The organism is Rhizobium sp. WYCCWR 11128 (assembly GCF_013416305.1).
In the GTDB taxonomy this organism is placed as follows: domain Bacteria; phylum Pseudomonadota; class Alphaproteobacteria; order Rhizobiales; family Rhizobiaceae; genus Rhizobium; species Rhizobium indicum.
This window is the reverse complement of record NZ_JACCEZ010000007.1, coordinates 279153-302626: the sequence shown is the minus strand read 5'-3', so window position 1 is coordinate 302626 and position 23474 is coordinate 279153. Positions and strand designations below refer to the sequence as shown.

Here is a 23474-nt window from a genome sequence, read left to right as displayed (position 1 = left end):
ACGCGCGGGAACGCTCCATGTTGATCCGTTACGGCTATGAAATCACGCTGACCTGCCCGCAGCCGACCGCATTGGTATGCCTGTTGTCGGTACATGATGATCGTGCGGCCGACATCAGAATTCCGGAAACGGTCTTCACCACCCCTGATGTTCCAACTTCGACTTATCGCGACCTCTTCGGTAACCGGTGTCTTCGGCTGGTTGCCCCGGCGGGCGACCTGACCATATGGGGCGATGCGACGATCGAAGACGACGGCGAACCGGACAGGTCGCTGCCAGGCGCCAGGGAACTCCCGGTTTCGGAGTTGCCGGATGATTGCCTCGTCTACCTGATGGGCAGTCGCTATTGCGAGACGGATCGTCTCAGTCAAATTGCTTGGGATATGTTCGGCACCGTCTCACCCGGCTGGGGCCGCGTTCAGGCGATCTGCGACTTCGTTCACGGCCATATCCAATTCGACTATCTGCAGGCGCGATCGACGCGGACAGCCTTCGAGGCGTTTCACGAACGTGTCGGCGTTTGTCGCGACTTTGCGCATCTCGCGGTGGCGTTGTGCCGGTGCCTCAACATTCCTGCCCGATATATCAATGGCCATCTCGGCGACATCGGTATTCCCGTCGTCGATCCGATGGACTTCAGCGCCTGGATCGAGGTCTTCCTCGACGGTGCATGGCATGCATTCGATCCGCGCAACAACACGCCGCGGATCGGTCGTATCATCGTCGCACGCGGGCGCGACGCCGCCGACATACCGCTCATCAATTCCTTCGGACCGCATGTGCTGAAGGCGTTTCGAGTCTGGACCTATGAGGTGACGAACCTGGAGCAGATGCAAAGCGTCGCCGAAGGCGCTGTTTAGAACGAGACCTGGACGGATGCGGCAATGTCCGGCCTCAGGCTTTGCCGCAGGCGCCAGCTGTCGCAGGATTGCCTCTCCCACACACTTTGGCGCGACGTGCTTTAGAACGGCGGTTGAAAGATGTCGGCGTCGTGCCATCTTGGGTGTGAGCAGTCATTAGCGGAAGATAAGGAGTTTCGCAGTCCATGTTCGATCATATTTCCATCGGCGTAAAAGACCTGGAAAGAGCCCGCCGTTTCTACGATGCGGCGCTGGCGCCGCTCGGATATGAGCGCCTGTCCAATTCCGACACCACGATCGGCTACGGCCCGGACACGGTCGGGCTCTGGGTGATGCAGGTCGAACAGCCTGTTGTTGCCGACATGCGATCGGGGCTGCATTTCTGCTTCGTCGCGCCTGATGAGGCGGCGGTCGATGCCTTTCACGCGGCGGCCGTCGCATCCGGCGGCACGGATAATGGTGAACCGGGTGTGCGGCCGGATTATGGGCGCTTCTATTACGCCGCCTTCATCATCGACCCGGACGGCTACCGCCTCGAAGCGTACTTTCACAAAGGCGAGCTATAACGGACCGTCAGGCAGCGGCTCTCGGAATGGATACGCAGCAGCCGGAGGCTTCGAGCGCTCTATTGGCTACATCGATGAACAGGCGACGGAACCAGCGCGCCCGGCCGTCCGTCTGGTCGACTCGGCGATAAAGCATCGTCACGGGATCGGCCGGCAGCGAAAGCGGCGGCTCGCAAAGCATCAGCCCATGTAACTGCGCCATGCAGCGACCGATCGATTCCGGCACGGTGGCAATGGCGGGCATCGCCTTCAGCACCATCGGCAGAGCGGAAAAGCGCGGGACGGTCGCCACCACCTGTCTCACATCGCCGGTGCGGTTCAGCGCCATATCGATACCGGTCGAGGTGTTGCCTTCGAACGAGACGGTGACATGCGCGACATTGGCGAAATCCTTGAGGCTCAACGGCGCCTTCAGCCCGAGCTGAGCTTCATCGTAGATGCAGATCGAGACTTGGTCGAACAGCGGCGCGCGAATGTGCCAGGAGGCGGGCTCGTCGTGCATCGCAACGCTGAAATCGAAGACGCCTTCATCCAGCCGGCGTGCGGCATCGCGCTTTTCGGAAGCGATACCGATCAGCCGGGCGCCGGGTGAAAGCTGGAGAAGACGGGCGGCAAGCGGGCCGAAGAAGGCCGATTCCAGATTGTCGCACATGCCGATGCGGAACTCGCCCTGCCAGCTTGCCGGATCGAACTCGGCCTGCGGGCGGATGGCGCGCTCGATGCCCGACAGCGCATCCTCGATCGCCGGGGCGATGGACAGGGCGCGCGGCGTCGGCTGCAGGCCGCGGCCGACACGTACGAATAGTTCATCGTCCAGCGCCTCGCGCAGGCGCCGCAAGGCAGCCGACAGACCCGGTTGGCCGAGCAGCAGCCGCTCGGCGGCGCGACTGACATTGCGCTCCTGCATCAGCACCGAAAAGGCCAGCAGGAGATTGAGGTCGATCTTGCGAAGGGTGACATCATTCATCATCGTCAGTAATACCTGGCATGGCTACTATCAATTTGCAATAGGAATGGAAGCTGTACATTTTCTCGTTCCCTGCCGCCCGGCAACCTCCCCCGATGAGGCGGCAGCAAAAAAGGAACGATTTCGATGACTCTTTCCAAATCGCCAAGCGGAGCGGGGCTGGCATTGCTGCTGCTCTGCGCCGCCAATTTCCTCGACGCCATGGACGTCTCCACCATCGGCGTTGCCTTACCTGCCATCCAGGCCGAACTCGGCATGGAGGCGACATCGCTGCAATGGGCCGTCAGCGCCTATGTGCTCGGTTATGGCGGCTTCCTGCTGCTCGGCGGCCGGGTCGCCGATGTCTTCGGCCATCGCCGCGTCTTCCTCTGGTCGCTGGCGATCTTTGCCGCCGCCAGCATCGCCGGCGGCTTCGTCAACAGCGGCCCGACGCTGATCGCCGCCCGATTGGTCAAGGGCATTGCCGCCGCCTTCACCGCGCCTGCGGCGCTTGCGCTGCTGCTCTCCGTCTTCGGCGAGGGAACGGCACGGGCAAGGGCGCTCGGGGTCTTCTCCTCCACCGGCGCCGCCGGCTTTGTGCTCGGCATGGTGCTCGGTGGTGCTGCGACGATTATCAGCTGGAGGGCGACACTGGTCATGGGCGCGCCCGTCGCCATCCTGACGCTTTTTGTTGCGCCACTGGTGCTGCCCGCCGACCCGAAAAGGACAGGACCGCGGCCGGCCTTCGACTGGGCCGGCGCGCTAACAATCACCCCCGGGCTGCTGCTCTTCGTCTTCGGCATCACCAATGCCGCGGCCGCCGGCTGGCAGGCTTTTGCGACCTGGGGTTCGCTCGTCGCGTCGCTGACGCTGATCCTGCTCTTCCTCGTGGTCGAAGCGCGCCATGCCGATCCAATGGTGCCGCTCGGCATGTTCCGCCGGGCCAAGCTCCGGCATGCCAATGCCATTGCCGCCCTCTTCCAGGGCGCCTATGTCGGCTTCCAGTTCCTGGCGACGCTCTATTATCAGAACGTCCTCGGCTGGTCGGCCTTCACCACCGGCTTCTGCTTTGCGCTTGGCGGCGTCTTCGTGATGTTCCTGGCGCCACGTTTTGCGACGCTCGCGCAAAATCGCGGCGCCACCGGGCTGATGGCGGCGGGTGTCGGCCTGCAGGCGTTCAGCTATATCTTCTGGGTGACCGCACTCGGACATGTCGACCCGATCCTGCTCGTGCTGTTCTCGCAGATCCCGCTCGGCCTCGGCTACGCCATGACCTACCCCTCGGTACAGGTCGCGGCCCTTTCCGACGTGGAGGACGACAAGTCGGGGCTCGCCTCCGGACTGCTCTTCGCCTCCTTCCAGATCGGCGGCGGCATCGTGCTTGCGGCGGCCTCGGCAGTCTTCGGCGCCGCACCGCATTTCGGCTGGAACCCCTATGTCGCCGGCATCGCTTTCGTGGCGCTGCTTGCGGTGGCGATTACCCTGCTTGCAGCCGCCGGTCCGCGGACGTCGGCCGCCCGGAGACCCAGCTATCAGGCGGCGGAATGACCATTATCGGCCCGCACCCTGACAGGTGCGGGCTGCTCATGAACCGGAGCGACAGCTGCAAAGAATCCCGTTGCGTTGCCTGGGTGAAAGGCGCATGGTCGCAACTTCGGCAGCCAGTGTAAGGGCGCTGCCGACTGAGGGTTTTTATACCCTTGCCCCGATGAAAGGAGGACCGATGTCTTCCACTTTCGAAAAGTCGCATCTGACTTCGTCCGATCTCGACATGCTGCAAGGCGTGCTCGACGATGCCGGCTACGACGCCAAAATCCTGATCGGCAACGAACGTGTCTTCAACGTCGCCGCCATACTATTGATCAGACTGTTCGAAGAGGGCGTCACCTCGCCGGCCATGCTCTCACAAGCGCTGGAACACCATTTCGGCAAGCTGAAGACGCCGCCGAAACCGGTAACCCCCGTCTTTAACCGATATGCAATACAGGGATTGCCCCGCGAAAGACGCGCCGCCGGCTAGAGCATGATGCCGAAAAGTGTGAGCGGTTTTCGGACGACATCATGCTCTCACTGATGTTCTAGCGGCAAACGAGCCGCCCGGCTCCGAAGGAATATCGTGCGAAAAACCCTCTTGCTTTGTATCTGCGTCGCAGCGGCCGGTTATTTCGGATGGGTGCAATTCGGGGCTTACCAACAACGCGAGCAGGCTAGAGATCTTGCCGACATCGACAGGGAGCGCCGGGTGGCGCTCCTGGAAATCGATGGCTGCCGGGCAAAAGTGGATCTGCTTCTGTCGATGACAGACCGACTGCTCAAGGCCGGCGGCATGCTGGTGCCGCTCGATATCGGAAGGGACATCGAACTCTGTTTGGCCCGCGGCATCGTGTCTGCATCAGGCCGCGCGGAGATGGAAAGAACGAAGCTGATCCGCCTGTTTCCCGTGAATGACTAAGCGCGTCGCAAGATTCATCCCTCGCGCTTTAGCCCTGTTGTTTCGCACGCCGTTATCGCTAAACCGCTGCCCAGTTTTGCGCGGCTCACTTTATCCCCTGTGGAAATATGGCTTTCCTGCGGCGGTGGCCTTAATGGCACCTCAATTTTACTCTATAAGGAGGGCTCGCTGATTTGGCCGATGCGGCATTTGCGGTGACCGGGTTTCCGGCCCCGCCATTTTCCCGATCGCGAAAGCATGGTGACGTCCCGTCTCAACGTCGGGTTTGGCTTTCGGTGACCTCTCCGGTCATCCGCCTCCAGACAGCGATGCGGTTTCAGCAGGCATCATTTTCATTCCATCCCTGCGGCCCGGTGTTGTCGGGTTGCCCCTCATGACGATCCCGCGATCTCCGATCGCGACCGACAAGCGGGGCGAATACCACGCAGGCTGCGGCTTTCAATTTCGATCTAAAGGGAGATTTTATCGATGGCAAAAGGACAGGTAAGAAGCAATCGCGAGGTCCGGAAGCCGAAGAAGGACAAGCAGGCAGCGAAGGTGGAAAGCACATTCGCCAATCAGATGAAGACGGCGACCAAAACCGCTCCGCAGGGCAGTGCTCCAAAGAAATAGAACCTCTTATCGAGCCCCCGCTCCGCCCCCGTGCGCATAACAGCGCAAGTGATAGCGCGTCTTGTCGGACGCGCCGCGCTCCGGCGTGACACCATCACCCATTGACATGTTTTCAGAAAAACAGGAATTGCTGTAACCATGACCACTCTTCATACGATGTACCACTTCGACTATCCGCTCTTCCTCATTCGTTCGGCCGTGGTGATTGCACTCGGCTTTTCGGCGATCGCCGCCTTTCACGGCGTCACTCTGTGATCGAATCTGCGCGCCGCAGCGAGTGCGAGGAAATCCAAGTGGCCCCTATGGGTGAGCCCGACGACAACCCGGAGCGATCCGAAAACCCGGATCGATCCGCGGAGCAAGCGGCGCTTTTCGCTGAAAAGCGCTGGCTGAAGATCCTTGCCGGATATCGCCAGCCGCGGGCCGGACGCAGCGCCTTCGAGCTTGCCGTCACCGTCGTCCCCTTCGCGCTGTTCTGGGCTGCCGCATGGGCAGCGGTTCATTACAGCTTCTGGCCAGGCCTGATCCTCGTCCTTCCCGCCGCCGCTTTCCTGCTCCGGCTGTTCATGATCCAGCATGATTGCGGCCACGGCTCGTTTTTCGCCCGTCGCCGCGTCGATGACTGGGTTGGACGCACGATCGGCATCCTGACGCTGACACCTTACGACTATTGGCGCCGCGCGCATGCGGAACACCACGCCTCGGCCGGGAACCTGGACGAGCGCGGCGTTGGCGACATCGAAACGCTGACGATCGCCGAATATAACGCGCTGTCGCGCTGGGGCCGGCTCGGCTATCGGCTCTACCGGCACCCGATCGTGATGTTCGGGATCGGACCGGCATGGCTGTTCCTCTTCAAGCAGCGCCTGCCTTTCGGCATGATGCGCTCCGGCGCCCTGCCCTGGATCTCGACCATGGCGACCAATCTTGCCATCGCAGTGGTCGCCGCGCTGCTGATCTGGGCGGTCGGGATCGTCCCCTTTTTACTGGTGCATCTTCCGACCGTGCTTCTGGCAGGTGCTGCCGGCGTCTGGTTGTTCTACGTCCAGCATCAATTCGAGGAAACACATTGGTCGAAGGAGCCGGACTGGCAGTTCCAGCATGCGGCCCTGCACGGCGCCTCGCATTACGACCTGCCGCCGGTGCTGCGCTGGATCACCGGCAATATCGGCATCCACCACGTACATCATCTGTCGAGCCGGGTGCCGTATTACCGGCTGCCGGAGGTGCTGCGAGATCATCCTGAGCTTGCCGATCTGGGCCGCATCACGCTCATGGAAAGCCTGCGTTGCGTCAAGCTGGTGCTGTGGGACGAACAGACGAAACGACTGGTCTCGTTTCGTGAGGCGGCGCGGCTTGCCGCAGCATGATGACGGGGCGTTAGAGCGGTTTAGCTTTCACGGAAGCGCAGAGCCGCTCTGACCTTTTGCCTGCATCCAATTCCAGGGAAAGCCGCCTCCTTCCCTGGAATTGTTTAGCGGTAGCCTGTCACATCCGCCGGCCTGCCCGGATCCTGCACTTCCACCATGTAGCGCCAGCAATCCGGCCGCGAACCGTCGATATCGTCGAAGCCATAGGTCTTGGCCACTCCGCCGCTCGACAGCGACTGGCCGTTCCAGCGGGCGCGGTCGGGGTCGGCGGCTATGGCCGCAACGGCCCGGCCGACGAAGCGCGGGGTTTCGGAAATGGCGAAATGCGGCTGCACCTTCGTCGCCTCGCGCCAGTTCTCCTCGCGAACACCATAAGCATCCAGCATCATTTCAGAACGCAGCCAGCCGGGCGTGATCGAAACGGCGGTGGCGCCGTGTTTTTCCAAATCTTGCGCATGTGCCCAGGCCATGCGGGTGACGCCTGTCTTGACCAGGTCGTAAAAGGGCGAGAGCCGGTAATGGGTGGCATTGTATTCGGCCGTGCCGTCGGTCATCTCCACCAGCAGCCCGCCGGGCCGCTCGATCATCAGCGGCAGGGCGTAATGGGCGGTGATCAGATGCGTCTCGATGCCGAGCTGCAGCATGCGCAGGCCCTTGTCCAGCGAATGCTCCCAGACGGCCTTGTCCCATTCGAACAGCTTCTCACAGCCCCAGATGTCGTTGACCAGAATATCGAGCCGGCCAGCTTCGCCGCGGATGCGGGCGACCAACGCCTCGACCTGTTGCTGGACGAGATGGTCCACCTGCACGGCAATGCCCTTGCCGCCGGCTGATGTCACCAGCTCGGCCGTCTCCTCGATCGTCTCCGGCCTGGCATACTCGGATTGCTGGGCGCGCGTCGTGCGCCCGGTCACGTAGACGGTGGCGCCGGCGGCACCAAGTTCCACCGCGATGCCTCGGCCGGCGCCGCGCGTAGCACCCGCCACCAAGGCCACTTTCTCCCGCAAGTTCGCTGTCACTTCTCCATCCTCCACGCTAGAACGGCCTTCATGCCGTAAGCACCCGGGTTTAGCTCTTGTTTTTACGCAATTCCGGACGGAAAACCGCTTCACACTTTTCCCGGAATTGCTCCAGCTGGCACTGCTTGTATATAAACGAATGATCGTTTACATTCGAAGCGAATGCAAGAGGAATTTCATGCCGCGTCGCCGCACAGTTTCCGATGAACAGCTTCTCGCCATGGTGCTGGCGCTGATCCACGCCGAGGGGCCGGATGCGGCGACCTTTGCGGCGGTGGCGAAAGCCAGCGGTCTTTCCGGCTCGACGCTGGTGCAGCGTTTCGCGACGAAAGCGGCGATGCTGCGCGCTGCGCTGCTTCACGCCTGGGACCGGCTGGATGCGGAAACGGCGCGGCTTGCCGGGAGCGTGGCGAAAACCCCGGAAGGCGCCGTCGCGCTGCTCGTCGGCCTGTCGCAGGATTACGGCGACAATGCCGCCGCCTATGGCGAGGGACTGCTGGTGCTTCGCGAGGACTTCCGCGATCCGGTGCTGCAGGCCCGGGGTGCAGCCTGGGGAACGGCGCTGACGAAAGCGATCGCACGCTGCTTCAGCTCGGCGAGCGATCCGGAGACGATCGCCCGGCTGATGCTGGCGCAATGGCAGGGTTCGCTCACCTGGTGGGGATTTGGCGCAGACGGCCCGGTGGCTGCCTATGTGGAGACGGAATTGAAGCGCTTCCTGACAGCAGTGAAGCCCTGATCCCCGCTTAGACTAGCATTACAGCTGCATATAGTTGGAATATCTGAATCCATGGGTTTCCGTGATCCGTAGGTCATGGATGACAGGCGTATCGATTGAGGCGACGCTGGAGCTTTGGGCGTCTTCGTTGCGTGATGTGAAAGCGCGAATGCACCTCTGGCGCCTTGCAGCGGTTCAGGGCATCCTATGATGGCTGAAAGTTGTGTTTATGGCAGTTGGAGGAATGCCGATGCGCTGCTTTACCGTGCTTGGACCTTCGCAGACCGGAAAATCAACAGTCGTGGAAAAGCTCGGCTCCCTGGAAGGGGCGGCGAGAAAATCCAGCTCCCCTTATGGATTGAACCTCACAGAATTCACCTTTGGAAATGAGTCGTGGTGTGCGCTGGATGCGCCAGGACCCAATGAAGCGTTGGCGCATGCACAGCACGCGCTTCTCGCCAGCGACGCCTGCATCCTGTGCGTTTCATCGGCACCCGAGGAGGCTGTGCTCGCCGCGCCCTATCTGCGCGTAATCGAGGCCTCGGAGACGCCGTGCATCCTCTTCGTCAACCGGATGGACGAACCGAGAGGGCGGCTGAGGGACGTGATCGCCGCGCTTCAAGACTACGCCAACCACACGCTTTTGCTTCGCCAGATCCCGATCCGCGAGGGGGACAGGATCATAGGCAGTTGCGATCTGATTTCCGAACGGGCGTGGCGCTACCGGGAAGGCCAGACTTCGGCGCTGATCGCAATCCCCGAAAGCGCCGCCGAGCGCGAGCACGAAGCGCGCAGCGAGCTCCTGGAACACCTGTCCGAATTCGATGACTGGCTTCTCGAGGAACTGATCGAAGATCGCGAGCCGCCCAGCGACGCGCTCTATGCCATTTCATCGCGGGTTCTCAGGGAAAACAGGATTATTCCAGTCCTGATCGGTGCCGCAAGTCACGGCAACGGCATGATGAGGCTGATGAAGGCGCTGCGCCACGAGGCGCCGCCGGTGGGGGTTCTTCGACAGCGCCTGGCTCGTGCGGGCAATGTCGATGAAAACAAGCTGACCGCCGTGAGCTTCCATGCCTATCATCGCCAGAATGTCGGTAAGACAGTGCTCGTGCGCGCGCTTGGCGTGGGACTGCGGCAGGGCGCATCACTGGGCGGCTCCAGCCTCGGCGCCGTACAGCATCTCGCAAACGGGCGGTCCAATTCGGCGGTTGTGCCTGCGTCGGGGGATGTGTTTGCGACGGTCAAGTCCGACCACTTGCCCGTCCCTTCGCTGTTGACATCAGACGCGGTGGTCGCCCCGCCTGAATGGACGGAGCCACCCACGCCGATGCTTGAAAGGATCCTAATCCCAGGCAGCGAGCGCGATGAAAACAAGCTCTCCGAAACGCTGGCAAAACTTTCCGCGACGGATCGCGGCCTAACGGTCTTGCAGGAGGAAAGCACCGGCGCCCAGCTCGTCTGCGCCCAGGGGCCGGTGCATCTGCGCGATCTCTGCCGAACCCTGTCCGACGTGTTTCACATCGCCGTAACCGATCGAACGCCCAGCCCGATCTACCGCGAGACAATTGCGAAACCATCTGAGGTTCATTACCGTCACCGCAAACAGACCGGCGGTGCCGGACAGTTCGCGGATGTGAAGCTGAGCATTCGCCCCAATGAGCGCGGCCGGGGCTTCACCTTTAGCGAAACCGTCAAGGGTGGCGTCGTTCCGCGCAACTACATCCCTGCTGTCGAAGCAGGCGCGCGCGAAGCGATGGAGAAAGGGCCGCTAGGCTTCCAGGTCATCGATGTCGGCGTAACGCTGTACGATGGTCAGCACCATGCCGTCGACAGTTCGGAACACGCCTTCCGGACTGCGTCGAAAATGGGAGTGCGACAGGCGCTTTCCGAAGGGTCGGCCGTTTTAATGCAACCGGTCTTCCGCAGCGAAATTCACATTCCGTCGATCTATTCCGGCAGCCTCGTCCAGATCGTCTCCGCTCTCAAGGGTCAGGTTCTCGGCTTCGACCGGGATGAAACCGCTAAGGGATGGGACATCTTCCGGGCACTCATTCCGGGCGGCGCACTTGACGATCTGGCGCGGGCGCTGCGCTCGGCGACGCAGGGCATTGGTTACTTTTCCAAGACCTTCGATCACTTCGAGGAGTTATACGGCAAGGAAGCGGACGCCATCGTGAGGGCACACGAGGGACCAGGCGTCGCACACTGAAACGTTCGCGCCACTTCATGCTCGTTCGCAGAATGGGCTCGTGTCGTTTGGCAGTTAACCGTGAGAATGCGCCGTTTCACGCTACCTATGGCATTTAATCTGAGATTCGCGGGAGCGATTATCGGCCACTAACCGCTTCTAATGCATCATGGCCTCTAATGCAGATCTCGATGCGGCCTTGGCGGTCATCAAAAGAAGACATCCGTACGGCAAATCCGAAATCCGAACCCAATCAAGGAGGATTGAACATGCCTACGATCATCTACAAGAAACCCGGCTTACGTCCGAAGACCTGGCAACGGTCGTCGTATTCGCGGATAACGTCGCAAGGAACTGCTTCGACGAATTCCCCACCGGTGAATCGAAATCGGTCTCCGAATGCCTGTCGTCTAACATTACAGTTGCATTTTTGATTTGCGGTGGACTTGCCTTGCTGCGGCTTGATGCGCCCGTCGCCAAAGCGACCATGCGATGACGGATGAAGGTTCAATTCGCCGTCGTGCAAGGTGGGCAACTGTAATGTTAGGCGTCCTCATCGTCCTTCTCCTCGCCCACGGTCAGCGGCCAGTCGACGACGTAATCCTCGAGATCGTCGAGATCGATCTCATTTTCGTTGATCGCGCGGCCTCGCGCGGAAATGCCGGCGGCATGGACGGTCTCCGGGTCGCCGGAGACGAGCGGGTGCCACCAGTAGAGGTCGCGGCCTTCATTGACCAGCCGGTAGCCGCAGGTGGGCGGCAACCAGGCGATATCAGGCACATTTTCCTTGGTCAGCTGCACGCAGTCCGGCACGAAATCCCAGCGGTTCTCATAGCTGGAGCAGCGACAGCTTTCGCCGTCGAGCAGCTTGCAGCTGACCGAGGTGAAATAGATATCGCCACTATCCCATTCCTCGATCTTGTTGAGACAACAGAGGCCGCAGCCGTCGCAGAGGCTTTCCCACTCGGCGACGCTCATTTCGGCAAGCGTCTTGCTCTTCCAGAAGGGCAGATCGTTCATCGTTCGTTTCTTGCAACAGCGACCCGCAAATTCGCGTGACCCTGATGCATCTCTCTTGTTATCAGCCGCAAAATCAATCAATCCTTCAGTATACTCCTGGTACTCGGAGAATTCTCTCCTCGTATCGGAGAGCTTTGCGGCCATATGCGGGCCTCGCGCTTTTGTCGGATATGATCGAAGCGCAATCAGGCGGGAATACAGGACGTGCAGGATCCGGACAACCCAGGAAATGGGCCAGAAAAAAGGCCCGGAAAAGCGGCGAACGAGGCGGCGGAAAAGCGGCCGGCGAAGAGCCGTCACATTCTGCTGCGTATCGATTCCTGGATCGATTCGACCGTCTGGAACGCCGGCTTCCGCGCCGCCGAGATCTGGGAAGACATTACCATCTTTTTCCGCCGTTTCCGCGTGCGCGGCTGGAAGCGCATGGTCTTCGAACTTGCCGGCGAGGGACTGACGCTCGGAGCGGCCGGCTCGGTGCTGATGCTGCTGCTTGCCCAGCCTGCCTTCGAGGCGACCAAGGAAGACTGGCGCAACCGCGGCGATTTCGCCGTCACCTTCACCGACCGCTACGGCAATGTCATCGGCCATCGCGGCGTCATCCACCAGAATTCCGTACCGATCGACGAGCTGCCGGATTCGCTGATCAAATCGGTGATCGCCACCGAGGACCGGCGCTTCTTCGACCATTTCGGCATCGATTTCATCGGCCTCTTCCGCGCCATGAGCGAGAATGCGCGCGCCGGCGAAGTCGTCCAAGGCGGCTCGACACTGACGCAGCAGCTCGCCAAGAACCTGTTCCTGTCGAACGAACGCTCGATCGACCGCAAGGTCACCGAGGCGTTCCTGGCGCTTTGGCTCGAGGCGAACCTTTCCAAGAAGGAAATCCTCTCCACCTATCTCGACCGCGCCTATATGGGCGGCGGCACTTTTGGCGCAGCGGCGGCGGCGCAGTTCTATTTCGGCAAGAACATCACCGATGTGAACCTTGCCGAATCCGCCATGCTTGCCGGCCTGTTCAAGGCGCCGGCGAAATACGCGCCGCATGTCAACCTGCCGGCGGCGCGTGCCCGCGCCAACGAAGTGCTGACCAATCTGGTGCAGAGCGGGCTGATGACCGAGGGCCAGGTGATCGCCGCCAGGCGCAATCCAGCTACCGTCGTCGACCGCAACGAGGTGGAATCGCCCGATTTCTTCCTCGATTGGGCTTTCGACGAGGTCCAGCGGCTTTCGTCGCGCTTCCACCAGCATTCGCTGATCGTGCGCACGACGATCGACATGGGCATCCAGAAGGCGGCCGAGGATTCGGTCGAGACGTCGCTGCGCGAATATGGCGAGGCCTATCACGCCAAGCAGGGCGCGATGGTGATGATCGAAAACGGCGGGGCCGTGCGCGCCATGGTCGGCGGCCGGGATTACGGCGAGAGCCAGTTCAACCGCGCCAGCAGGGCGCTGCGCCAGCCAGGCTCGTCCTTCAAGGTCTACACTTATGCGGTGGCGATGGAGAGCGGCATGACGCCGCAGACGACGATCGTCGATGCGCCGATCTACTGGGGCAACTGGAGCCCTCACAATTACGCAAACCGCTATGCCGGCCGCATCACGCTTGAGACCGCGATCGCCCAGTCGATCAACACCGTGCCGGTGCGGCTCGCCAAGGAAAAACTCGGCATTCAGCCGATCCGGGCGATGGCGAAGAACCTCGGCGTCGAAACGCCGATCCGCGACGACGTCACCATCCCGATCGGCACCTCCGAGGTGACGGTCCTCGACCAGGCGACGGCCTATGCCACCTTCCCGGCCGGCGGCTACCAGTCGCGCCGCCACGGCATCACCCAGATCCTCGATTACGACGGTGACGTGCTCTACGATTTCGACCGTGACGAACCGGCGCCGAAACGTGTGCTCTCCGAACAGGCCGACGCCTATATGAACCAGATGCTGTCGCGCGTCCCCTATGTCGGCACGGCGCGCAAGGCGGCTCTCGACAACGGCATCCTGACGGCCGGCAAGACCGGCACGACCCAGGCCTATCGCGACGCCTGGTTCGTTGGGTTCACCGGCAATTACACCTGCGCCGTCTGGTTCGGCAATGACGACTACACCTCGACCAACGAGATGACCGGCGGTTCGCTGCCGGCGATGACTTTCAAGCGCGCCATGGATTACGCCCATCAGGGTGTGACGCTGCGCGCCATCCCCGGCGTCGAAAATCCCCTGCCCTCGGAAAAGGACCTCGCCAAGACCGCCGCCGCCAAGCCGCAGGACGGATTGCCGCAGCTCATCCGGCCGCGCATGCTCTCGGTTCAATCGACTGGCATCCTCAAGAAGCTCGGCGAAAAGCTGAAGGATGCCGCCCCACTCGCGCCGGCGAAGGTGGCGAGCGCGGAGTAGCCGGCCCAGGAGATTGCCGGTAGCTGCCCCCCATCCGCCTGCCGGCATCTCTGGGTGAAAGTCCGTATTGCCGCAGTTGGCAGACTGCTTTGCCGCTTGGACATAACCGGGGATCAATCGCCCATGTCACTGCCCGGCATTCCACCCTGCCAGAATCAGTGGTAACCCTTTCATCCGATATGGTTTTCAAGGTCATGACGTGTTTCGATTCCCCCTCTTTATCGCGATCACGCTGATCGTCGCCTTCGGCGGCGGGATCATGATTTCGCTTTATGCGCTGGATGCGACACAGGGTTTCGGGGCGATCAAGCTCGGCGCCTGGGAGGCCTTTCCAGCGTTGCAGACGGTCGAGGCCGATCCTTATGCCAAGTCGCACCGGGCGCGCGCCGGCAAGCTGCTCTATGGCAGCGCCGAGGGTCTGACCTTCACGGCGAGTGTCGACGACGAAGGCGCGCGGCTGAATGCCGGCTGCCGCTACCGCATCAGCGGGCAGACGCCGCCTGCCCGGCTCTGGACCCTCTTTACCGCCGACAATGGCGGCAATCCGGCAGCGGTGAAGACCGGGCATCCCTCAGCGCTCAATTCCTGGACCGTGCTGCGCAATCAAGACAGCAGTTTCTCGGTTGAGATCTCCGCCGTCGCGCAGCCGGGCAACTGGCTGGCCTTGCCAGAGGCCGGCACCTTCCGGCTGGTGCTGACGCTGTTCGACACACCGACAGCCGGCAGTTCCGGCGTGATCGACCTCGCCATGCCGAAGCTCACCAAGACCGGATGCGGCAATGCTTAGGATATTCTTCGCGGTCCTGACCGGTCTTTTCGGCGCAGCCCTGCTGCATCTCGTCATCATCCTGTCGCTGCCGCATTTCACCGGCAGGGATGCGGCGACCCGCGTGGAGGCAGAGGGCGACCTCAATAATTTCTACCTGCTCGGCGACCAATATGACGAGGCCGGCCTTGCCAATGGCGACCCCTTCCTGCGCACCGCCGTCTGCTCCTTCGACGTCGAGGATGCGCCGGTACATTTCACCGCCAAGGGCAATGTGCCCTTCTGGTCGATCGCGATCTATGACAGCGCCTCCAACGAGGTCTTCAGCATGAATGACAGGACATCGGTCGGCGGCGCGCTCGATGTGCTGGCCGGCAGTCCGATCCAGCTGACCGACCTGCGCAAGAACTTGCCGCAGGAGCTGCAGCAGGCGATCCTGGTGGAAATGGCACGGCCGGACGGCTATGCCGTGCTGCGGACGCTGGCGCCGCAGGCGAGCTTCGATGAGGCTGCGCGCAACTTCCTGACGGAAGCCGGCTGCGAGCAATTCGCCGCTCGCTGAGGTTGAAGAGCGGTTACTTCTTGTTGACGCGCGGCGCGGGCGCCGGACGATGTTTCGGGCTCTCGGTCAACCGCTCGTAGCGGACGCCGGTGAACCAAAGGATCTTGGCTTCGCGGGGCTCTTTGTCCGGGCGACGCGGCGCCCGCGGCCGCCGATCCGCCAATGCGACTACTATTGCCATTCTCGTCTCCATGCACTGCCCGAGACGGATGAAGTTGCGATGGATTTCACCCTGCCCGCCAATGTGCGGGCCGGCGCGTCCTGCAGTACCGGGATGACCGGCCCGAGGGCATTCGCGCCTTTCCCACGGCACCTGATTGAAATACCGTGATGCGGAGTTTCAACGATCCAAATACTCAAATCGCGTCGTTCCTATCCGAATTGAGACAGATGACAGTTAACAGTTTACTAATGTTCAGCCGAGGCCAAACACAGTTCACGTTACTTCCCCTTTAACGCGCGAAGAGTTGATTTGGTTTCACGCCGCCTACACAAACGGCCGGCTGGAGATCAACGGATAAAATTAGAACCAATTCATATAGTTGACATCGGCGCTGCAATCCGCCGGCCGGGAAAAAGGCGATGTTGCAAAAATACATCATGAAAATATTTAATTGCGAGGCGCTGAGATGCGCGTATGTTCGCTCATGTCGGTCACACGTTTCCGGGCTCCGATCGATCGGGATTTTCCACGTTCTTGCCGGAATGCGGAGGGCAAGCGGTGTCTTTGCTGGTCAATTCATCTTTCTCGCCTGAAGATCTCGACGTGCTGCGCAGTGCGCTTGATGCCTGGTGCTCAGAACGGCGGATCGACATCAAAAGCGTCGACGCGCAATTCGCGGCATCCACAGCACTCGACCTTTATCAGGCCGGTTACGACAGCCGCGAAAAACTGCTGCACGCGCTGCGCGATCACAGGGCCGCCTGAGTTTTTCCACCACCGCGGCAGCGATGCTGCAATCGTCGCAGCACGCCTTCCAAACCATGCATTTTTATATTGCCGGCCAACCATGTCGCAACACGTTCCGCGTGTATATTTCTGTTGCATTTTAATAAAATCTTCAGCATGCATTAACCGTACCGGTGTAGGATTTGTTCATAACCGTATGGCCTGACATGCGTTCCGCCAGCGCATATCGGCCTTGGTCCCCTTGTTCTGCGTTTTCGGGGTGTTTTTGTGCGTGACCGGTTTCGAGACCTAGAAGGCCCCTTGGCCGTCAGGAAAAAGGACGTGGTACTAATGGCGACTGTCAGCAGTTTCGAGAACCTGTCTCATCCGACACGGTCCGAACTGCGCCAATTCGCCGAACTTTTCATGCCGCTGTTCCAGGCCTCCTCCGACGAGGCCAAGCGCCAGGCGGTCGCGGCGCTGTCCCAATGCGAGAACATGCCGGCCGCCGTGGCGCTGTTCATCGGCAACCAGCCGATCGATATCGCAGCCCCCTTTCTTGCCGCCTCGAAGGCAATCGCCGACGATACGCTGATCACCATCGCGCGCATGCAGGGTGCAACGCATGTCAAGGCGATCGTCAGCCGCGATTCACTCTCGCCGAAGGTCATCGATGCTTTGGTGGCGCTGCGCCAGAGCCAGCCGCGGTCGGCGGCCACATCGGCGCCGGTCATGGAATCGCCGGCGGTGCCGCTTTCGCCAGCGCCGACCGAGACCAACGAGGCAGATGCGCTGGCGGAACAGCGGATTGCCAATGAAGAGGCGTTGCGCGAGCGTATCCTCGGCCTTGCCGGCCATCTCGGCCGTGCCGACGAGGACAGGCTCGGTCTGCGCACGCTCACCGACATTCAAGAGGCGCTGCTGGTGCGCTTTGCCCGCTCGCGTGAAGCGACGCATTTCGCAACCGCGCTTGCCGATGCGCTTTCCGCCAGCCGCTGGCTTGCCGAGCGCATCATGCTCGATCTTTCCGGCCAGCAGCTCGCCACGACCCTGACCAGCCTCGGCATGGGCTTTCTCGATGCCGTCTTCGTGCTCGAAAGGCTCTATCCGCACCTTGCCGAACAGCAGCATAACGTTACGCGCGGCTGGATGGTGCTCGATGCGCTCGACCCGGAAGAATGCCACGAACGCGTCGAAGCCTGGCGGCGCGCCGATCGCTACACCTATAAGCCGGAAGCGACCGATGCACCCGCGCCGGCAGCAACGCCCGACTATCGCTTCATCCGCCAGGCGCCGCCGCAGCGCGACATGCGCGTCATGGGGCGGCGGTCTCGCTGAACTGCGGTTGATGACCTTACCACCTACAGCGGTTCAAAATGACGCTGAGCTGACGAGCGCCTTGGCTCAGCCGCCCTTCGCAAGCGGGATCATGTCCCCCAGTTCCTCCGCCTCCAGCTCGACGATCCAGAGATCGGGGTCGAATTTGCGTTCACGCTCCAGCATCGCGCGGACCGCCTCCGGATCGCCGCGCGACAGGCGGATCTCGAACAGCCGGTCGCCGGCCTGACCTTCGCCGAAGGCTGTCTGCGGTGCCGGCGCGTAGAGCGTTTCCAGGCCGTCGCGGAAGTGCTGGCGGATGAAGATCGCACCCGCCTCCTCCGCACCCTTCTTCTCGACGGCGGCGAAATCGCCGCTGGCGAAGACGCGGCGCAGGAGGGCTGAAATGAAGATGTCGGCGCGTAATCTCATCGGTGCGGTATAGACCGGCGCGTCGGTGGCGGCAATGCGGGGCCAGAGTTTGACCCCAGGGGTCAGACCTTGACTGCCAGCCGTAATCCTCCCCAATGCCGTCCGCGCACCGTGATCGGAGCGGAGATATCTTTCATCATCACGAAATTGCCGCCGCCCATGTCGCGCCTGTAGGTCTGGACGAGGAAGGGCGCGGTGCTGCGACCGGCTGCAAGGCCAACGCGATCGGCAAAGATGCGGCGGTTGCGGCAATTGGCAGTGTTCCAGACGCTGTCGCCAGGCCGCTGGGCTTGCGAGAATTTTCGGTTGTGGGTCGGCAGATAGCCATTCTCGTCGATCGCCGCGCAGAAGGCGATGCGCTCGTCCAAGGTTGTGACGGGTTCCTGGATCGGCGGCAGCAGGCGGTCGGTGAGTTCGGTGAAGGCCGCCATCATCTGTGCAGGATCAGAGCCCGGTATCGGCCGATACCGTCGCTCGAAAAGAGCATCGAGCCCGATCTGACCTTCCGCGACGGCGCGTTCGAAGGCGCCGGAAATCTGTCTTGCCACCGACTGCGCTTCCTCGATCCAACGGCTGTCGGCGGTCTTGACGCCGGCACTCGCCGTCAGCTGGATCAGGGTTTCCGAGAGGCCGACGACGCTGTCGACGCGTTTTGCCGCCTGCTGCAGCCGGACATTCGAGCCGGCGACCTCGGCCGACATCTCGCCGAGCTTCTGGACGAAGCCGGCGCATTGCTGGTCGACCGCCTCGGTGGTGTTGGCCATGACAGTCGAACTGTCGAGGATGCGGGTGATGACATGTTCCATGCTTTCGAAGGCGCCGCGCATCGCCTCCGACTTGTCACGCACGCCGGCGGCACTGTCGCGCGCATCGCTGCCGACGGCCGACAGCCGGTCGATCTTCACGCGCAGTTCGTCCAGCGTCTGCTGGATGGAGCCGGTCGCCTTCGAGGTCTGCAGCGAAAGCGCCCGGACCTCAGCGGCGACGACCGCAAAACCCTTGCCCGCATCGCCGGCGCGCGCCGCCTCGATCGCGGCATTCAGCGCCAGCAGGTTGGTCTGGCGGGCGATGGTGCTGATCTCCTCGGCGATATTGTCGACATCGGCAAGCGACTTCGAGAAGCCGGCGATCTCAGCGCCGATCTCGTTGGAGGACTGAACCATGTGGCCGATCTCGGCGACGGAGCCCGTCAGGCGATCAGCCGACTCCTTCAGCATGTGACGGGCCTCGGCCGCCGTGCGATCGGTCTCGCGCAGCGACACGGCGACCGAGCGGTTGGTCTCGGCAATCGAAAGCGCGGTGCGGGTGACGTGATCGAAGGCGGAGGCATGCCGGGCCGACATTCCCGCCATGTCCTGGATGGCGCCGGCGATATCCACGAGATCGATGCCAAGGGTGGAGGCTTCTTCGGCAAGACGCAGCAGGATGTGGCGCAGCGCCTCGCGATCAGGCCCTCCCGCTTCGACCGCCGGTTCTCCGGCCAGATCGTCTATCGCCTTCAGCGCATGCATGACCGACGCCCCCCCCCGCCCAATCAGAAAAGCTTCAGGCAACATGGTTAATAAGTTGCAAACAGCGGCAGAACCTTAGACTTAGGTTGTAGGGAAAGAGGACTCCGTGACTGTAGGCCGGCCGTGTGGCGCCCCATCAGCTGGCGATGAAGCCCGTCAGCCGCACGCTCAGCTGCCAGAGGCGTTCGGCAAATTCCGGATCGGTTGCCCAAGGACGGACACCGAGCATCTCGGTCGAATCGCCGGGGACGGCGGTGGCGATATCGCAGTTCTCGCAATAGACGCCGCCGAGACCCTCGAGCTTCTCGCTGACGGCGCACCAGACGGTGGTCGACGCCCCTTGCTCAATCGTCTTCTTGTTGTTTTCCGGATCGATGACCGGCTTGCCGCCCTCGTCGACATAGCCGCTCGCCTTGAGGAAGTCGCTCGACTGATGGCGGACCAGATTGGTGGTGACGATCCCGCCGGGATGCAGCGAGAAGGCCCGGATACCGTGCTTCGCACCCAAAGCGTCCAGTGAGATCGCAAAGAGAGCATTTGCCGTCTTCGACTGGCCATAGGCGAGATAGGGCGCGTATTCGCGGTTCTCGAAATTCGGATCGTCGAAATCGACGCCGGAGAAGACGTGGCCGCGCGAGGAGACGGCGACAACGCGCGCGCCCTCGGCCTTTACCAGCGCCGGCCAGAGACGGGCAGTGAGCTGGAAATGGCCGAGATGATTGGTGGAGAACTGCGATTCGTAACCGCGGGCGTCACGCGTCAACGGGTTCGCCATGACGGCAGCATTGTTGATGAGCAGATGCAGGGGCTCGCCGCTAGCGAGGAAGCGATCGGCAAAATCGTCGATCGACCCGGGGTCCATCAGGTCGAGCTTTTCCACCGCGAGGCCGGGAACGCTTTGCACGGCCGCCTTGGCTTTTCCAAGATTGCGGGCGGGGACGACAACCCTGGCGCCGGCTTCGGCGAGCACACGAGCCGTCTCGAGGCCAAGACCGGAATAACCGCCGGTGACGATCGCGACCTTGCCTGAAAGATCGTGCCCGGCAATGACGTCGGCGGCGGTTGAGGCCGCACCGAAGCCGGAACCGATGGGAGCTTGTGGGGTGGACATGACGTGCCCTCCGTTGTTGCATGATGGCCTTATGTACGCCCGGAAAACGGGATTCTGAATGCTTGCAAATCCCGATTTCCTGCTGCATCGTTCAAAAATGATCAGTGACCCGCTCTCCGAAATGCTCAATCTGCTCGATGCGCGCTGCCTTGTGTCGGGTGGGCTGATCGCCGGCGGCGCCTGGGCGCTGCGCTTCCCCCGGCCGAACCGGATCAAGATCAGCGCGGTCGCCAAGGGGCGCTGCTGGCTCTGCCTCGACAATGGCAGAGAACCCATTCTGCTGGAGTCAGGCGACGTTGCGCTTCTGAACGGCCAGCACTCCTTCATCCTGGCGAGCGACCTTGCCGTTGCGCCCACTGACGCGGTCGGCGCCTTCAAGGAAAAGGTCGATGGCATGGCACGCCACGGCGTTGGCGAGGATTTTCACTATCTCGGCGGCCACATCGCGCTCGGGCCGCAGGGCATGGAGCTGCTGTCCGACGTATTGCCGCCGATCATTCATGTGCGCGCCGCCCTTGCCGAAGCCGGCGTGCTGCGCTGGCTGCTCGACCAGTTGGTGCGGGAGATGGCGGCAAAGCGGCCAGGCGCCCTGCTCGCCTCGACCCAGCTTGCGCAGTTGATGTTCGTGCAGGTGCTGAGGGCGCACATCATGAGCTCGGCGCCATTGACGGTCGGGTGGCTCCGAGCCTTCGGCGACGATCGCATTGCGCCGGCGCTGCGGCTGATGCATGGCGATCCCGGCCGGTCCTGGCAGCTTGGCGAACTGGCAAAGGCGGCCGGCATGTCGCGCACGAGCTTTGCCCTGCGGTTCAAGACCGTGGCGGGGGTTGCGCCGCTCACCTATCTGATCGGCTGGCGCATGCGCCTTGCCGAACGCGAGCTGCGGGAGGGCAGCATGCCGGTTTCAGCACTGGCGCTTTCGCTCGGCTACACATCCGAAAGCGCCTTCAGCAACGCCTTCAAACGAATGACGGGTATGGCGCCCAGGCGCTACCGCGTGGCGATGGCCCGCAAGGCCGGGCCGATCGAAGAGGTGGTGGATGTCGAGGGGCAGGCGATGACGACGCATTACAGGCTTTTGAAGGCGGCATCGTAGCGGCGCGAGATCCGCATGATTTTAGGCCCGATCGGCCCAGCAGCATCATGCTCTCAATGCTGTCGCCCGCATTCCGTGATGAAGTGGATTAAAGATGGCCGTCGCCTGTGTAGCATTTGTCCGGACGTATTTTTGAAGACATGCGGCCCATTGGCTGGAATGTTGGCCAGCGAAGATGCGCTCAGGGTCGACGCCTGTCCGCGGAAGATGAATTGCAGCTCCCCCTCCATGACATTGTCTCATTCCGTACCATTCCACCGGTCGAGTCACGACCCTGATAAGTTGAATCAACTGATTTGGTATAGAAGGAGAAAATGATGACTGTCACCGTGATCAAACCCGCACAGGATCGGAAAAAAGTGTCCGATGCTTATGAACTTGACTATTTTGTGCAGAAACACGCCATCGCCAGAATGGACGCGATCCGGATTCTCAATCTGCACCGATCTGATCGAGATGCCTCCGATCGCGCCGCGCATCGTCTCAAAAGGTGATCTACCAACCGGGACGAGACGGACGGGATTTTCCCTTTCATTTGCCAATGAGATTTAACGCGAGGCCGACCAGCGCATCCTTGGTCGTCGTCCCCTTTTGAAAGGCATACAAAAGAACGGTTAAGAGATCCGAGCCGTCTTCGCTATCGGGCGAGATGTCATGCCGGGCGCAGGCCTCTTGGAAGGCGATCAGGAGCACTGTCGAAGCGGTCTCGTCTACATGTTGATTGTAAAATGAAGTCACGCATCATCCTTAAGGGTTGCCGACGTCAAATGCGTTCAGTTGTCGATCAGGCAGGCCGTATCAACGGCGCGGCGTCATTCGGAACCGGCTTCGATTTACCAAGAGGAATGCCGGTCAGCCGTTCGTATTCTATCTCAGCCGGGCCATAGGTGCCTTGGCAGAGGTGCATCAGCCCGGTGCGATCCTGCACGAGAACTGCCCCACGTTGCGATTTGATGAAGTGCTTCGCTTCTAGAATTTGCAGGGCCACTGTTACACCCGGCCTACGCACGCCAAGCATCATCGCAAGAAATTCATGGGTCACATAGAAGCTGTCGCCACTGACGCGGTCGTGAACCATGAGGATCCATCGCGCCAGCCGCTCTTCCAGTTTGATCTGACCGTTTGCAAGAGCGGTGTAGGTGGTCTGGATACCGAGCGTACGGGCATAATGCATCAAGAGTTCTGTTAACGCGGCGCTCTGAGACATCGCGTCTTGAAGATTGCCGGCAGAAATACGAAGCGCCGAGCCGCCCATCTGGACGAAGCAGTCGAACGGGCTTTCTGTATCGCCCTGGACCAGCGACGTTCCAGTCATGCCATCCCTGCCGAAAAGGCCGACCTCGACGGTTGAACCGCCCTCTTTGCTTGCCACCACCGAACCAAGACCCGTCTCGAAAAAATAGACGAAGTTGATCGGCTGATGCGCCTTTTCGAGCGACTGACGAAGGTTGAGCTGCATTCTCTCCAGACTGGGGGCAAGCAGGCGCCGATCTTCAGGGGCAAGGGCACACAACAAATGGTTCTTGAACGTGCTCATATTTTGGTTGGTCATCGTGCTCTCTGGGGCGAAAGCACGACGATCTTCCAAACGTCAGCGCCCTTACGTGGCTGACGTCATATATAAGGTTGCGCTTAAAAACTGCAT

Annotated in this window: 25 protein-coding genes; 16 read left to right on the top strand and 9 right to left on the bottom strand. The window is 61.5% G+C overall.

The window, feature by feature from the left end; translation table 11 throughout:
- Positions 1 to 17 precede the first annotated feature (17 nt).
- Positions 18 to 860 (top strand): transglutaminase family protein, encoded by an 843-nt coding sequence (locus tag HX898_RS22430; protein WP_138328494.1) that lies wholly within the window; start codon positions 18 to 20, stop codon positions 858 to 860.
- Between the two features lie 185 nt (positions 861 to 1045).
- Complete coding sequence (locus tag HX898_RS22425) at positions 1046 to 1426, top strand: VOC family protein (RefSeq protein WP_029875279.1); 381 nt, start codon at positions 1046 to 1048, stop codon at positions 1424 to 1426.
- A gap of 7 nt (positions 1427 to 1433) precedes the next feature.
- Here the strand turns inward: HX898_RS22425 and HX898_RS22420 are convergent, their stop codons facing one another.
- Positions 1434 to 2396, bottom strand: a complete 963-nt coding sequence (locus tag HX898_RS22420; RefSeq protein ID WP_138328495.1) for a LysR family transcriptional regulator — start codon at positions 2394 to 2396, stop codon at positions 1434 to 1436.
- Positions 2397 to 2519: 123 nt separating this feature from the next.
- Here HX898_RS22420 and HX898_RS22415 point away from each other — a divergent pair, with 123 nt between their 5' ends.
- The 4 genes from HX898_RS22415 to HX898_RS22400 all read left to right on the top strand — a co-directional run bounded on the left by HX898_RS22415 (position 2520) and on the right by HX898_RS22400 (position 6806).
- Positions 2520 to 3920: an MFS transporter gene (locus HX898_RS22415; RefSeq protein WP_180195774.1), complete on the top strand. Its 1401-nt coding sequence runs from the start codon at positions 2520 to 2522 to the stop codon at positions 3918 to 3920.
- 94 nt (positions 3921 to 4014) lie between these two features.
- On the top strand, positions 4015 to 4392 hold the full coding sequence (locus HX898_RS22410) for a hypothetical protein (RefSeq protein ID WP_017993428.1): 378 nt from the start codon (positions 4015 to 4017) through the stop codon (positions 4390 to 4392).
- Positions 4393 to 4488: 96 nt separating this feature from the next.
- Positions 4489 to 4824 (top strand): hypothetical protein, encoded by a 336-nt coding sequence (locus HX898_RS33550; RefSeq protein WP_180195773.1) that lies wholly within the window; start codon positions 4489 to 4491, stop codon positions 4822 to 4824.
- 914 nt (positions 4825 to 5738) lie between these two features.
- Positions 5739 to 6806 (top strand): fatty acid desaturase, encoded by a 1068-nt coding sequence (locus HX898_RS22400; RefSeq protein ID WP_138328972.1) that lies wholly within the window; start codon positions 5739 to 5741, stop codon positions 6804 to 6806.
- Between the two features lie 104 nt (positions 6807 to 6910).
- Here the strand turns inward: HX898_RS22400 and HX898_RS22395 are convergent, their stop codons facing one another.
- Positions 6911 to 7825 (bottom strand): SDR family oxidoreductase, encoded by a 915-nt coding sequence (locus tag HX898_RS22395; protein WP_171599363.1) that lies wholly within the window; start codon positions 7823 to 7825, stop codon positions 6911 to 6913.
- Positions 7826 to 8003: 178 nt separating this feature from the next.
- Between HX898_RS22395 and HX898_RS22390 the strand changes: the two genes are divergently transcribed.
- The 3 genes from HX898_RS22390 (at position 8004) to HX898_RS22380 (ending at position 11230) form a co-directional block, all read left to right on the top strand.
- The gene (locus HX898_RS22390) at positions 8004 to 8564 is read left to right on the top strand and encodes a TetR family transcriptional regulator (protein ID WP_138387718.1); all 561 of its coding nucleotides are present in this window, start codon (positions 8004 to 8006) and stop codon (positions 8562 to 8564) included.
- Positions 8565 to 8793: 229 nt separating this feature from the next.
- Positions 8794 to 10755, top strand: a complete 1962-nt coding sequence (locus HX898_RS22385) for an elongation factor G (RefSeq protein WP_138328499.1) — start codon at positions 8794 to 8796, stop codon at positions 10753 to 10755.
- A gap of 178 nt (positions 10756 to 10933) precedes the next feature.
- A complete protein-coding gene (locus tag HX898_RS22380; protein ID WP_210273203.1) occupies positions 10934 to 11230 on the top strand; it encodes a hypothetical protein in 297 nt (98 codons plus the stop codon).
- A 47-nt stretch (positions 11231 to 11277) separates the two neighbouring features.
- Here the strand turns inward: HX898_RS22380 and HX898_RS22375 are convergent, their stop codons facing one another.
- Positions 11278 to 11754, bottom strand: a complete 477-nt coding sequence (locus HX898_RS22375; protein WP_017990827.1) for a YcgN family cysteine cluster protein — start codon at positions 11752 to 11754, stop codon at positions 11278 to 11280.
- Between the two features lie 204 nt (positions 11755 to 11958).
- On the opposite strand from HX898_RS22375, the gene HX898_RS22370 reads away from it, so the two are divergent.
- The 3 genes from HX898_RS22370 (at position 11959) to HX898_RS22360 (ending at position 15473) form a co-directional block, all read left to right on the top strand.
- On the top strand, positions 11959 to 14145 hold the full coding sequence (locus HX898_RS22370) for a PBP1A family penicillin-binding protein (protein WP_171599361.1): 2187 nt from the start codon (positions 11959 to 11961) through the stop codon (positions 14143 to 14145).
- 199 nt (positions 14146 to 14344) lie between these two features.
- On the top strand, positions 14345 to 14932 hold the full coding sequence (locus tag HX898_RS22365) for a DUF1214 domain-containing protein (protein ID WP_029875289.1): 588 nt from the start codon (positions 14345 to 14347) through the stop codon (positions 14930 to 14932).
- A complete protein-coding gene (locus HX898_RS22360) occupies positions 14925 to 15473 on the top strand; it encodes a membrane protein (protein ID WP_017963550.1) in 549 nt (182 codons plus the stop codon). Before HX898_RS22365 ends, HX898_RS22360 begins: the two co-directional genes overlap by 8 nt.
- A gap of 13 nt (positions 15474 to 15486) precedes the next feature.
- Here HX898_RS22360 and HX898_RS22355 read toward each other — a convergent pair whose 3' ends face one another.
- Complete coding sequence (locus HX898_RS22355; RefSeq protein WP_167334090.1) at positions 15487 to 15654, bottom strand: hypothetical protein; 168 nt, start codon at positions 15652 to 15654, stop codon at positions 15487 to 15489.
- Between the two features lie 540 nt (positions 15655 to 16194).
- Here HX898_RS22355 and HX898_RS22350 point away from each other — a divergent pair.
- Both HX898_RS22350 and HX898_RS22345 read left to right on the top strand, forming a co-directional pair.
- Positions 16195 to 16401, top strand: a complete 207-nt coding sequence (locus tag HX898_RS22350) for a hypothetical protein (protein WP_138387721.1) — start codon at positions 16195 to 16197, stop codon at positions 16399 to 16401.
- A 249-nt stretch (positions 16402 to 16650) separates the two neighbouring features.
- Positions 16651 to 17700: a DUF2336 domain-containing protein gene (locus tag HX898_RS22345; protein WP_138387722.1), complete on the top strand. Its 1050-nt coding sequence runs from the start codon at positions 16651 to 16653 to the stop codon at positions 17698 to 17700.
- Between the two features lie 66 nt (positions 17701 to 17766).
- Here HX898_RS22345 and HX898_RS22340 read toward each other — a convergent pair whose 3' ends face one another.
- The 3 genes from HX898_RS22340 to HX898_RS22330 all read right to left on the bottom strand — a co-directional run bounded on the left by HX898_RS22340 (position 17767) and on the right by HX898_RS22330 (position 20733).
- Positions 17767 to 18111, bottom strand: a complete 345-nt coding sequence (locus HX898_RS22340) for a DUF1491 family protein (protein WP_171599359.1) — start codon at positions 18109 to 18111, stop codon at positions 17767 to 17769.
- Positions 18112 to 18173: 62 nt separating this feature from the next.
- A complete protein-coding gene (locus tag HX898_RS22335; protein ID WP_180195771.1) occupies positions 18174 to 19622 on the bottom strand; it encodes a methyl-accepting chemotaxis protein in 1449 nt (482 codons plus the stop codon).
- A gap of 136 nt (positions 19623 to 19758) precedes the next feature.
- A complete protein-coding gene (locus HX898_RS22330; protein ID WP_180195770.1) occupies positions 19759 to 20733 on the bottom strand; it encodes an oxidoreductase in 975 nt (324 codons plus the stop codon).
- Positions 20734 to 20791: 58 nt separating this feature from the next.
- On the opposite strand from HX898_RS22330, the gene HX898_RS22325 reads away from it, so the two are divergent.
- Together HX898_RS22325 and HX898_RS22320 are read left to right on the top strand one after the other, a co-directional pair.
- On the top strand, positions 20792 to 21829 hold the full coding sequence (locus tag HX898_RS22325) for an AraC family transcriptional regulator (RefSeq protein ID WP_180195769.1): 1038 nt from the start codon (positions 20792 to 20794) through the stop codon (positions 21827 to 21829).
- A gap of 314 nt (positions 21830 to 22143) precedes the next feature.
- A complete protein-coding gene (locus HX898_RS22320) occupies positions 22144 to 22323 on the top strand; it encodes a hypothetical protein (protein ID WP_033180556.1) in 180 nt (59 codons plus the stop codon).
- A 37-nt stretch (positions 22324 to 22360) separates the two neighbouring features.
- On the opposite strand, the gene HX898_RS22315 is transcribed toward HX898_RS22320, so the two are convergent.
- Positions 22361 to 22567, bottom strand: a complete 207-nt coding sequence (locus tag HX898_RS22315) for a hypothetical protein (RefSeq protein ID WP_180195768.1) — start codon at positions 22565 to 22567, stop codon at positions 22361 to 22363.
- Positions 22568 to 22613: 46 nt separating this feature from the next.
- Positions 22614 to 23381 carry a Crp/Fnr family transcriptional regulator gene (locus tag HX898_RS22310; protein ID WP_180195767.1) on the bottom strand — a complete coding sequence of 256 codons (768 nt, stop codon included), beginning with the start codon at positions 23379 to 23381 and terminating at the stop codon, positions 22614 to 22616.
- Positions 23382 to 23474 lie beyond the last annotated feature (93 nt).

What these genes read in the sequence shown, in the direction of transcription:
- HX898_RS22430 (WP_138328494.1), top strand. Translation starts at nt 18, where the DNA reads ATGTTGATCCGTTACGGCTATGAAATCACGCTGACCTGCCCGCAGCCG.
- HX898_RS22420 (WP_138328495.1), bottom strand. Translation starts at nt 2,396, where the DNA reads ATGATGAATGATGTCACCCTTCGCAAGATCGACCTCAATCTCCTGCTG.
- HX898_RS22410 (WP_017993428.1), top strand. Translation starts at nt 4,015, where the DNA reads ATGGTCGCAACTTCGGCAGCCAGTGTAAGGGCGCTGCCGACTGAGGGT.
- HX898_RS22310 (WP_180195767.1), bottom strand. Translation starts at nt 23,381, where the DNA reads ATGACCAACCAAAATATGAGCACGTTCAAGAACCATTTGTTGTGTGCC.
- HX898_RS22385 (WP_138328499.1), top strand. Translation starts at nt 8,794, where the DNA reads ATGCGCTGCTTTACCGTGCTTGGACCTTCGCAGACCGGAAAATCAACA.
- HX898_RS22340 (WP_171599359.1), bottom strand. Translation starts at nt 18,111, where the DNA reads ATGAGATTACGCGCCGACATCTTCATTTCAGCCCTCCTGCGCCGCGTC.
- HX898_RS22400 (WP_138328972.1), top strand. Translation starts at nt 5,739, where the DNA reads ATGGGTGAGCCCGACGACAACCCGGAGCGATCCGAAAACCCGGATCGA.
- HX898_RS22355 (WP_167334090.1), bottom strand. Translation starts at nt 15,654, where the DNA reads ATGGCAATAGTAGTCGCATTGGCGGATCGGCGGCCGCGGGCGCCGCGT.
- HX898_RS22330 (WP_180195770.1), bottom strand. Translation starts at nt 20,733, where the DNA reads ATGTCCACCCCACAAGCTCCCATCGGTTCCGGCTTCGGTGCGGCCTCA.
- HX898_RS22320 (WP_033180556.1), top strand. Translation starts at nt 22,144, where the DNA reads ATGATGACTGTCACCGTGATCAAACCCGCACAGGATCGGAAAAAAGTG.
- HX898_RS22425 (WP_029875279.1), top strand. Translation starts at nt 1,046, where the DNA reads ATGTTCGATCATATTTCCATCGGCGTAAAAGACCTGGAAAGAGCCCGC.
- HX898_RS22390 (WP_138387718.1), top strand. Translation starts at nt 8,004, where the DNA reads ATGCCGCGTCGCCGCACAGTTTCCGATGAACAGCTTCTCGCCATGGTG.
- HX898_RS22325 (WP_180195769.1), top strand. Translation starts at nt 20,792, where the DNA reads ATGCTTGCAAATCCCGATTTCCTGCTGCATCGTTCAAAAATGATCAGT.
- HX898_RS22360 (WP_017963550.1), top strand. Translation starts at nt 14,925, where the DNA reads ATGCTTAGGATATTCTTCGCGGTCCTGACCGGTCTTTTCGGCGCAGCC.
- HX898_RS22335 (WP_180195771.1), bottom strand. Translation starts at nt 19,622, where the DNA reads ATGCATGCGCTGAAGGCGATAGACGATCTGGCCGGAGAACCGGCGGTC.
- HX898_RS22375 (WP_017990827.1), bottom strand. Translation starts at nt 11,754, where the DNA reads ATGAACGATCTGCCCTTCTGGAAGAGCAAGACGCTTGCCGAAATGAGC.
- HX898_RS22415 (WP_180195774.1), top strand. Translation starts at nt 2,520, where the DNA reads ATGACTCTTTCCAAATCGCCAAGCGGAGCGGGGCTGGCATTGCTGCTG.